Annotated in this window: 8 protein-coding genes; 5 read left to right on the forward strand and 3 right to left on the reverse strand. The window is 63.4% G+C overall.

From position 1 onward, the window contains the following. The coding region (locus V7P99_RS00860) for a HAMP domain-containing protein (RefSeq protein ID WP_333792994.1) at positions 1-1,601 on the reverse strand (1,601 nt) is incomplete at its 3' end. A 348-nt stretch (positions 1,602-1,949) separates the two neighbouring features. Beyond that, positions 1,950-3,347 (reverse strand): autotransporter outer membrane beta-barrel domain-containing protein, encoded by a 1,398-nt coding sequence (locus tag V7P99_RS00865; RefSeq protein ID WP_333792923.1) that lies wholly within the window; start codon positions 3,345-3,347, stop codon positions 1,950-1,952. A 230-nt stretch (positions 3,348-3,577) separates the two neighbouring features. On the opposite strand from V7P99_RS00865, the gene V7P99_RS00870 reads away from it, so the two are divergent. Beyond that, positions 3,578-4,618 carry an ROK family protein gene (locus tag V7P99_RS00870; RefSeq protein WP_333792924.1) on the forward strand — a complete coding sequence of 347 codons (1,041 nt, stop codon included), beginning with the start codon at positions 3,578-3,580 and terminating at the stop codon, positions 4,616-4,618. Positions 4,619-4,812: 194 nt separating this feature from the next. After that, on the forward strand, positions 4,813-5,313 hold the full coding sequence (locus V7P99_RS00875) for a DUF892 family protein (protein ID WP_333792925.1): 501 nt from the start codon (positions 4,813-4,815) through the stop codon (positions 5,311-5,313). Positions 5,314-5,334: 21 nt separating this feature from the next. Here V7P99_RS00875 and V7P99_RS00880 read toward each other — a convergent pair whose 3' ends face one another. Continuing rightward, positions 5,335-5,823, reverse strand: a complete 489-nt coding sequence (locus tag V7P99_RS00880) for a hypothetical protein (protein ID WP_333792926.1) — start codon at positions 5,821-5,823, stop codon at positions 5,335-5,337. 831 nt (positions 5,824-6,654) lie between these two features. On the opposite strand from V7P99_RS00880, the gene hemP reads away from it, so the two are divergent. The 3 genes from hemP to V7P99_RS00895 all read left to right on the forward strand — a co-directional run bounded on the left by hemP (position 6,655) and on the right by V7P99_RS00895 (position 10,245). Then, entirely contained in the window at positions 6,655-6,837 is a 183-nt protein-coding gene (gene hemP, locus V7P99_RS00885; protein WP_333792927.1) for a hemin uptake protein HemP, read from the forward strand. Positions 6,838-7,059: 222 nt separating this feature from the next. After that, complete coding sequence (locus V7P99_RS00890) at positions 7,060-8,370, forward strand: O-acetylhomoserine aminocarboxypropyltransferase/cysteine synthase family protein (RefSeq protein WP_333792928.1); 1,311 nt, start codon at positions 7,060-7,062, stop codon at positions 8,368-8,370. A 213-nt stretch (positions 8,371-8,583) separates the two neighbouring features. After that, positions 8,584-10,245 (forward strand): MASE1 domain-containing protein, encoded by a 1,662-nt coding sequence (locus V7P99_RS00895; protein WP_333792929.1) that lies wholly within the window; start codon positions 8,584-8,586, stop codon positions 10,243-10,245. Positions 10,246-10,267: the final 22 nt, after the last annotated feature.

A 10,267-nucleotide genomic window follows, 5' to 3' on the forward strand; every position in this document is an offset into this window, starting at 1 on the left:
GCCACACGCGTCACCTCCGCCGCGAACGAGCGGAGCTGGTCCACCATCGTGTTGATGGTGTTCTTCAGCTCTAGGATCTCGCCCTTGACGTCCACCGTGATCTTCTTCGAGAGATCACCGCGTGCCACCGCGGTCGTCACATCCGCAATGTTCCGCACCTGATCGGTGAGGTTGCTCGCCATCGAGTTGACGCTGTCGGTGAGCGTCTTCCAGGTGCCGGCGACGCCTTGCACATCAGCCTGGCCGCCGAGCTTGCCGTCAGTGCCCACCTCGCGCGCCACGCGCGTCACCTCGGCCGCGAACGACGAGAGCTGGTCCACCATCGTGTTGATGGTGATCTTGAGCTCCAGGATCTCGCCCTTGGCATCGACGGCGATCTTCTTCGAGAGGTCGCCGCGTGCCACCGCCGTTGTCACCTCGGCGATGTTGCGGACCTGCGCCGTGAGGTTGCCCGCCATCGAATTGACGCTTTCGGTGAGATCCTTCCAGGTGCCGGCGACACCTTTCACGTCGGCTTGGCCGCCGAGCTTGCCCTCGGTGCCCACCTCGCGCGCCACGCGCGTCACCTCGGACGCGAAGGAGGAGAGCTGATCCACCATCGTGTTGATGGTGCTCTTGAGCTCGAGCAGCTCGCCCTTGACGTCCACCGTGATCTTCTTCGAGAGATCGCCGCGCGCCACCGCCGTCGTCACATCCGCGATGTTGCGCACCTGCGCCGTGAGATTGCCGGCCATCGAGTTGACGCTCTCGGTGAGATCGCGCCAGGTGCCGGCCACGCCTTTCACGTCGGCCTGGCCGCCGAGCTTGCCCTCGGTGCCCACCTCGCGCGCCACGCGCGTCACCTCGGACGCGAAGGAGGAGAGCTGATCCACCATCGTGTTGATGGTGCTCTTGAGCTCGAGCAGCTCGCCCTTGACGTCCACCGTGATCTTCTTCGAGAGGTCGCCGCGTGCCACGGCCGTCGTCACCTCGGCGATGTTGCGCACCTGCGCCGTCAGGTTGCCGGCCATGAAGTTCACGCTCTCGGTGAGATCACGCCAGGTTCCCGAAGCGCCCTTCACATCGGCCTGACCACCGAGCTTGCCCTCAGTGCCCACTTCGCGGGCCACGCGCGTCACCTCGGCCGCGAACGAGCGAAGCTGGTCCACCATCGTGTTGACGATCCGGGCGGTCTGCAGGAACTCGCCCTGTAAGGGACGGCCTTCAACCTCAAGCGCCATGCTCTTGGTAAGATCGCCCTGGGCTACGGCGCCGATCACGCGCGTCACCTCGCTCGAGGGGTGCACGAGGTCATCAATCAGGGAATTCACGGATTCGATGGACGTGCGCCAGAAGCCCGTCGCGGAAACGAGGCGCGCCCTCTCGCGCAGACGTCCCTGCTTGCCCACGGCTTCGCTCAGGCGCTCGAACTCACGGCCGAGATGCGCGTTGCGCTCCACGATTTCATTGAACGTTTCGGCAATCCGGCCGGAGAGCCCGGGCCAATCGACGGGCAGCCTCGCGTCGGCATCTCCGTTCTTGACTGCGATCAAGGTGTTGAGAAGAACCGGAGCGTGCTCCGCGAGATGACGGTGCTCAGACGGGGCTCCGGAAGCACGCATGGGGCGAAAGCGCATCGCCTTCGAAGCCCCGTCCACCTGCTCGCCCAGATCTTTGGTCCGCCGTGATTTGGCAGCTCCGTCAGAGCCCACCATCGTCGCGACGGCGTTGAAAGCGCGGGCGACATCGCCGGCCAGACCCGGTGGATCCTCAGCCATGCGTATGGAGTCATCGCCGGCAGCCAAAGCGCGAAGGGCTGACAATACTGCTTTTAGCTCAATTCCCTCATCGGCACCCTTGGCTTGCAACACCGCCGCCCCCTCCACTCTTGCGCTTTACCCGGCGAGACGGAACGCCGCCGCCACGCAAAAAGTTCCGCTCGGGATGATCAGCGTACGCCCACTGCGGTTTTATTGGCCGAGCGGCACCTTGAGCTGCAGCCGGCCGGACCATGTATCGGCATCGGCGCGAGCGCCGCTCTCGACGCCGCCGGTGGCCTGAAGGCTCATCTTGTCCTTGACGCCAAGGGCGACGCCGGCCTCGGCTTTCCAATGTAGATCGGGCGCCACGTCGCTCATGCCGCCGGGAGCGAGCCGGGAAATGTCATCGAACGAGAGGAAACCGCCGGCGGCAATACGGGGCTCGATGTAGGTGGCACTATTGAGATCAAAGCGGCGCTTCATCTCGGGCAGCACATCGAGGCGCCCGGTGCCCACAGGCTGGGCGTCCGAGAATGCGGAGTCGCGAAACTTCGGCGTATCCTCGACGTAGCTCAAGCCGACGCTCGGAGCGAGCGTCCAGCCCGCAACTTGGCGCGACCCGCGCAGCGTGCCGCGCACCAGCGTGCGATCGGCGGGCGTGCTATCCAGCATGACACCGTCGGGTGCGATCTCGGTTCGGCCCTGGGCGATGCGTCCGTCGAAAATAACGCCGTGCCCGAAACGGACGCTCATGTAGGGTCCCGCCATCCAGCCCTTGCTCGAAACACCGCCGCTGTAGCGGCTGGTTTCCTCGAGCTGGTCGAACTGCGCGAGATAGCCCAACATGATATCCGGCCCCAGCATGTAGTGGCTGCCGAAGCTCATCGCGCTGAAATTGCCGTCATTGAGGCGCGCGTCCATGTCGATGGTGTCGTAGGTCTCGTGGTGGCCTTCGAACCAAAAATCCAGAATTCCCGGCTCGTTCTTGTCGCCGAGCTTCATGGCGGCGGCCAGCTCGGACAGGCTGATGGAGGCCGTAACCTCGCGCGGCAGCGCGCCATCGCTCGCGGACGGCGTCAGACTATCGATGGCTTTCGCTTCGCCACGCGGACGATCGATACGGATGCGGTCGGGCTCACGGCTGGCGAGGAACGCTCTGCGCCGGCTTGAAAGGGCGCGTTCTGCGTCTGCCCTGGCGGCCGGCATGCACGTGATGGCGAGAGTTGCAGAGGTCTTCGCATCGGCATCGAGATGGAACTCGACGGTGGCGGCCTCAGGGGCGACAAGGCGTAACGAGGCGGCGCGGCCCTCATGCAGCTTGCGTGATGTGCCGGCTGACACGACGGTCACCGACGCGGTGCTTTCCGTTGCGATCTCGAGGCGCAGCACCTCTCCCTCGCGGAACGAGGCCGTATGCGCCGCGTGTCCGCCGGCGCTGGCGCGCAAGCTCAGCGCTCTCGCCTGAATGGCGTCGCATCCCGCGCTCACGGGTGCCGCGGCCATAGCAGAGTTCCAGAACACCGGAACCACCAGCATCGCCGCACGGAGCGTGAGGCGCAGCAGGCAATGAGATTGAGCGGTCCGCTGCATGATCGGACGTTTCTGCACCACATTTTCTTTGCTGATCAACGGTCTCTATGGTCCTCAATCTGGACCAAAGGATGGCTCAGCAACATTTTTTCCGGCCGGGCACCTAGGCACCGGGCGAGACAAGCTGATCGCCGTTCGGAAATATTTTTTCCAAGCCGATCTTTTCTGCGTGACTTCGCGTTTAGGCAAGCGGGAGCGGGAAACGCATCTCCTATTGCTCCTCAGGTCATACAATCGGGGCGAACCACTTGCCTGTCATCACCGGTCATGGGGCCAAGCAGCTGCCGAGCGTAGAGGTCGACAGCTACAATCTCGAAATCCGTGACGAGGACGGCTTCGTCGGCGACCGCGCGAGCCGCGGCGCATTCCAGGCCATTCTCGACGAATGGCGCGAGCCGCTGCACAAGCTCGGCGCCGATCCGCTCGGAGATCAGCCGACCGATGCGCTGAGCAAGAAGGAGCTCGACGCCCTGCTTGCAAACGGCGACCCTGAGGCTGCTGGCCTCGTGCACAGCGCGGTCGAAGCCTTCGCCAAGGAGCTCGAGCGCGTCATCCGCCGCTTTCTCAAGTCCGGAAGCTGGCGCGATACGCAAGCCATCGTCATCGGCGGAGGATTTCGCGAAAGCCGCGTTGGAGAGCTTGCGATCGGACGCACCGAGGTTCTCCTCAAATCCGGCGGAACGAACATCGAGATCGAGCTGATCCGCAATCATCCCGACGAGGCTGGTCTGATCGGCGCCGCGCACCTCATGCCATCCTGGACGCTCGAGGGCTTCGACGGCATCCTCGCCGTCGACATCGGCGGCACCAACATTCGCGCCGGCGTAGTCGAGCTCAATCTCAAGAAGTCGCCCAAGCTGGAAAAAGCCAAGGTCTGGAAATCGGAACTCTGGCGGCATGGCGACGAGAAGACGAAACGCGATGCGGCTGTGGAGCGGCTCATCGAGATGCTGCGCGATCTCATCAAGACGGCCGCCAAATCCAAGATGAAGCTTGCGCCCGTGATCGGGATCGGCTGCCCCGGCCTTGTCAACGCCGAGGGCGCCATCGAGACCGGTGCGCAAAATCTTCCGGGGAACTGGCAGACGAAGTCGTTCAATCTTCCGGCCTGCATCCAGGACGCCATCCCGAGAATCGGAAAGCACGAGACCGCGATCGTCATGCATAACGATGCCGTGGTGCAGGGCCTCAGCGAGTTGCCGGTGATGCGCCAATTCGATCATTGGGGCGCGCTGACGATCGGCACGGGACTGGGCAACGCGCGCTTCACCACGCGGCGGGAACCGTGAGCCGGAAGTCACCCGGAGGGTCCCGGAGCATCAAGCGCGCTCAACAGACGCGACCGGCAGGCTCAGATACCCAGCTGTCAAAACGCGTATCAATTTCAAGGCATCGTCGGGGATCACTGTGCGGAACTCTTCGCCTCGAGTAGGCGTTGATGCACCGATCCGCCACGCATCCAAATTGAAAAAAGGGAAAGTGCATGCGGGACTTCGAGCGCGCCTACATGCGCACCCTTCGTCATGCCTACGATACCGAGCAGCAGCTTGTCGTTTCGGCAAAGACGCTCGCCGCAGCTACCAGTAACGCGGCGCTTGCGAAGACGCTGGCCGAGATCGAGCTCCAATCGGCACGCCAGGCAGAGCGCATCCAGGGCATTTTCCGTCTTCTCTATCTCGAGCCTAATACAGAGCCCTCCTGGGTGACGACGGCGCTTTTGCGCGAGGCTTGGGAATGCGCGAGCCATGTCGATGGTGGGACGCAGGGCTGTGCTGCGGCCCTGCTCGCGATCAAGAGATATGAAATTACGCTCTACGAAGCGCTTTTGCGCTGGTCGGAGCAATGCGAGCTTCGCGAGGCTCTTGCCGATGTCCGGCGGAGTATTGCAGAAGAGCTCGTGCAGACCAGCGTGCTCTCGGAACTCGCCTTCGAAGCGGTCGTCCTCGATCGCACGAAGGTTACGCTCGCCACCGTGCTGCACTGAGGGGCAGAGGCTTCTTGGATCTCAATGCAAGGTAATGGCCGGAACCGGGCGTAAGCTTCTTCGTCCGCCAGTGGCGGCTGCGGCGCAGAAGCCGAACCGCTTGGCTGCCGCAATGAGTTCCGGCGCAGCCGCGCATTGCGCAAACTCCTTTGCGGCCTCCTCGATACCGCGCGCCTCACCGCGATAGCCTGCCTGCATGAGCGCGACGAGCTGCCACTCGTCCTTGGTGATGCGCTTGCGGCAGTTCGGGCAGAAGGGTGAAAGATAGCCAAATCCGCCGCGCCGCTCGGCTCGCATGGCCCTGATGAGCACGGCGATGCGCGATGCTATCTCCGGGCCGGTGTCGGCGCCGAACTGAACTTCGGCATGATCGATGGCGCGATCCAGGCCTTCGGCATGATTGTGCTCATAGCTCGAGCATTGGAGACGCACCAGATGCAGCCAATGCCGTTCCATGTCGCTGAGATCGGTCACAAGCACATCCGCAAGCACGTATCCGTTGCTGCACATGAAAAACACTCCAGGCCTTCGGGTTTGATGAGTGGTGGTGCCGTCGTGGCAGGTCTGGCCGGGCCACCTATGCTGCGGGATGGAGGCACGCTCCGCTCTGTATCGCCATCTCCATCGCCATGGCCGAGCGCATGGAATACACGCGATGGACAGACTTTGCCGATGCGAGCCTAGGCGCATGGAGCCCGCTGCTATCACGCACATGACAGCCGCGCCGAGGATCCAAAAGACCAACATGACGTCCAGCCGATCCTGGCACCTTGCCGCAGGGCGTTTCCAAGGAGCGCCCGCCGGACCGGTCATCGGTCATCGTGCCCCTCATCACCTTGAAACACGTTTCGGCGACACTCATTTGCAGCCGTCCTCTCCAGCGTCCCGGTTTCCGTGGGTGCCCTAGAGAAAGGGCGGCAGCGCCCAAACCGGCCTCGGAAGAACAGCCGGAGCGAAGCGCCGCCGCCAACTTTGGGGTCCCAGGCAGTGCGGGAGGAGGTACTGGGCCCCAAGACCTGAAACGAACCGATACGGTAGCCGCCGTGCCGGTCCGCCCGGCAATCTCACGGGAAACTGCGAGGATCTCGCAGGCGCCCGTCAAGAACCGCGGACTTGCGCACCCTAGTAATCTAGATTTAAATAGTCAAGAAATAAAACGGCGGCTCAAACCTCCCCCGCAAGAGGCCGGCAGCTTGGATCTTCCCAAATACGGGTGCTGAATCGCATCGAAAACGTACGTCTGTTTCTCAATCTCAAATTTGAGCGTGTGGGCTTTTTTCCGTGCCAACCCAGCGGGCCAGCCACGCTCCAGGACGTCATCAACCATTCGGAATCGATTGCATGTCAGACAGAAAGGATGGTGCCGGCCTCGGCAATGTACGCCCCCGCATCGGCGGTACCGGAGTTGTACGTTACGCCGTGTCCGAGCTCATGCGTGGGGGGCGTGAGGCCATCCTGGAGCACAACGGCAGCGAATATCACCTGCGTATCACCGCCAACGGCCGCCTGATCCTCACCAAATAGGCTGTGATGAGGCCTGTTTCCGGGATTATCGCCGGTTTCCGCCGCTCCTCATTCCGGCCTCCTCTCTAACAAAGAGCGGGCTTTTTGGGGCACCCCGCCTCCGCCATCCGCCGATAGCGACGAAAAAGAGCTTCCGATAGGGAACCTCGCCTCATGACGCAGCGGTTCCGCTAGGGTAGAAGACCTTCGCAAATTGCCACGTATTCGGAGGGAGATAAGGACGTGACCCAACGCGACGCGACAGGCCGGACGCTGCACCCGGAGACCATCGTACTGCATGCCGGCTGGCGTGCCGACCCTGCGACCGGCGCCGTCGCCGTACCGATCTACCAGACGACGTCCTATCAGTTCCAGGATACGGCGCACGCCGAAAATCTCTTCGCACTGAAAGAGCTCGGGAACATCTATACGCGCATGATGAACCCGACGACCGACGTGCTCGAAAAGCGCGTAGCGGCGCTCGAGGGCGGCGCTGCTGCGCTGGCGCTGGCCTCGGGGCAGGCCGCGTCCGCTTACGCCGTGCAGAACCTTGCACACGCGGGCGACAACATCGTGAGCTCAACGAACCTGTACGGCGGAACCTGGAACCTGTTTGCCAACACGCTCAAGGATCAGGGGATCGAGGTGCGCTTCGTCGATCCCTCGGACCCGGAGAATTTCCGCCGCGCCACCGACGAGCGCACGCGGGCCTATTATGCGGAGACGCTTCCCAACCCGAAGCTGTCCGTTCTGCCAATCTCGGACATCGCAGAGATCGGCCGTCCGCTCGGCATTCCGTTGATCGTCGACAACACCGCCGCTCCCATCATCTGCCGTCCCTTGGAGCACGGCGCCGCGATCGTCGTCTATTCCTCGACCAAATATCTGGGGGGCCATGGCAACTCCATCGGCGGCGTGGTCGTCGACGGCGGCAACTTCGATTGGGCCGCACACCCCGAGCGACAGGGGGCCCTGAACACTCCCGATCCGAGCTATCATGGCGCCGTGTGGACGGAAGCCGTCGCCCCCCTTGGGCCGATCGCCTACATCATGAAAATGCGCGTGACGCTTCTGCGCGATCTCGGCGCCGCACTCTCGCCGTTCAACGCGTTCCTCCTCTTGCAGGGCATCGAGACGCTTCCGCTACGCATGGCGCGCCATTGCGAGAATACATCTGCCGTGGCCGCGTGGCTTACGCAGCATCCAAAGGTGACCCGGGTCATCCATCCCTCGCAGCAGACGGATGCTGAGCGCGCGCGGGCCGAACGCTATCTCTCCGGCGGTCTGGGCGGCCTCGTCGGTTTCGAGGTCGAAGGCGGCCGCGACGCCGGGCGGCAGTTCATCGATGCTCTCAAGCTTTTCTACCATGTGGCCAACATCGGCGATGCAAGGAGCCTCGCCATCCATCCGGCATCGACCACGCATTCGCAGCTTACGGGAGACGAACTCCTGGCAACCGGCGTGACAGACGGCTATGTGCGGCTCGCAGTGGGCCTCGAGCACATCGACGATATCATCGCCGATCTCGAGCAGGCTTTCGCAGCAGCCGCCTAGAGCCGTTCCAGTTTAGGTGGAACCGGGGAAACGGCTCTAAGCTTTTGTTCGGTCGTGCTTCTTTTCGGAAAACCGGTTTCCACTATTCCGGAAGCACTCTAGAGCGTCTTCGGATCCGATGAATTTGGATCAGCCGCCTTCCGCTCACGCCGCGCCCGCATGCGGCCTGGCGGAGGCGGCGGTCTCCGGTGCAATCCCGAAAAGGCATGGACGATGGATCGGTGGAGTGCGGAGGCCTCGGCAAGCAATCTTCCCGTTGCGGCCCTGCTGTCGTGGCACCCGCTCGTCATCGGGCTCGGCTATCTCGCGGCCTATGTCGGCCTCGACTGGGCAAGCCACATCAGCCCCATCGTTCCGATCGGGGTGACGCCGTGGAACCCGGCCACCGGCCTCAGCTTTGCGCTGATCTTGCTCTTCGGGCCGAAGTACGTACCGTGGCTCTTCCTTGCTCCGCTGCTGTCGAATGGCTTCGTCCTCAAGCTGCCTATCCCGATCACGGCGCACCTCATCAGCGCCATGATTGTCGGAGCCGGATACAGCGCCGCCGCCATTCTTCTCACGCGGCCTCGCCTGCGCTTCGACCGCACGCTCGTCGCCAAGCGGTCCCTGATGCGGCTCATCGCCATGACGGCGGCGAGCACCGGTGTCGTCGCGATCCTCTACGTCGGGCTGCTGGCAGCCATGGGCCTCGTGAGTGGCGCCGCCATGGGCGGGGCCATTCTCCATCAGTGGATCGGCGACATGATCGGCGTGACCGTCATCACGCCATTCTTTCTCATCCTTCTCACCCGCCGCCGCATGCTCGAGCCTTCCCTCGAGCTCCTGGCGATCGTGGTCTTCATGGCGGCGACGCTCGCGGCCGTTTTCGGGCTCTCCGATACGTTCCGGGTGAAGCAGTTCTATCTGTTCTTCCTGCCCGTGATGTGGGCGGCAGTCCGTTTCGGCCTGGAGGGCGTAACGGTCGGCCTCGTGCTCACTCAGGTGGGGCTGATCGCCGCCCTTCAGTATGCCGGCGTGACGTCTGGAGAGGTGACGGCCTATCAAGCCCTCATGATCGTTCTCTCGCTCACGGGCCTGACCATCGGCTCCCTCGTTAGCGAGCAGCAGCGCACGCAAGTCCAACTTCGGCGCAACCAGGAAGCGCTCGAGAGGGCGGCGCGGCTCGATACCATGGGAGCCTTCGCAGCCGCGCTGGCGCACGAGATCAATCAGCCCCTGACCGCCATCGCGAACTACACGCGCCTCGCCAAGATTGCGATCGACCGGCAGCCTATCGACGCCGAGACGGCAGGCACGGCGGCGGCCCATGCCCTGGTGCAAGTCGACCGGGCTGCGGACGTCGTGCGGCGCCTTCGGGACTTCATCCAGCTCGGGCGCAACGAGGTGCGCCCGCACAGCATCGGCGACCTGATACGGGAGGCCCTCTCTCACTGCCGCCTCGAATTGCCGGCTGAGAGCATCAGCGTCGAGACGCGGCTGGCGCGCAATCTTCCCCTGGTGCTCTGTGATGGCCTGCAGATTCAGCAGGTGCTGGTCAACTTGATCCGAAACGCGGCCGAGTCCATATCGTCGGCTGGGCGAAAGGATGGGCGCATTTTCCTCGAGGCTGAGCTGGCCCAGCATGGCCGCGTCGCGGTGACGGTGCGCGATAATGGCCCGGGGTTCGATCCGGAGATCCTGGGGCGCGCGCTGATCCCCTTCGCAACGACCAAGGACGAAGGCCTTGGCCTCGGGCTTGCGCTCGCGCGCTCAACGGCGGAAAATCACGGGGGCCAGCTCACCATTGAAAGCCCTGGCGCGGGTGCAGCAGTTTCCTTTACTCTGCCCGCGTCCGTTGCCGACGCCGCATCGCTGGAAAACCGATCGGAAGAATGATCAACGACAAAAAGACTGTTCA

Source organism: Hyphomicrobium sp. (assembly GCF_036780825.1).
Classification (GTDB): domain Bacteria; phylum Pseudomonadota; class Alphaproteobacteria; order Rhizobiales; family Hyphomicrobiaceae; genus Hyphomicrobium_C.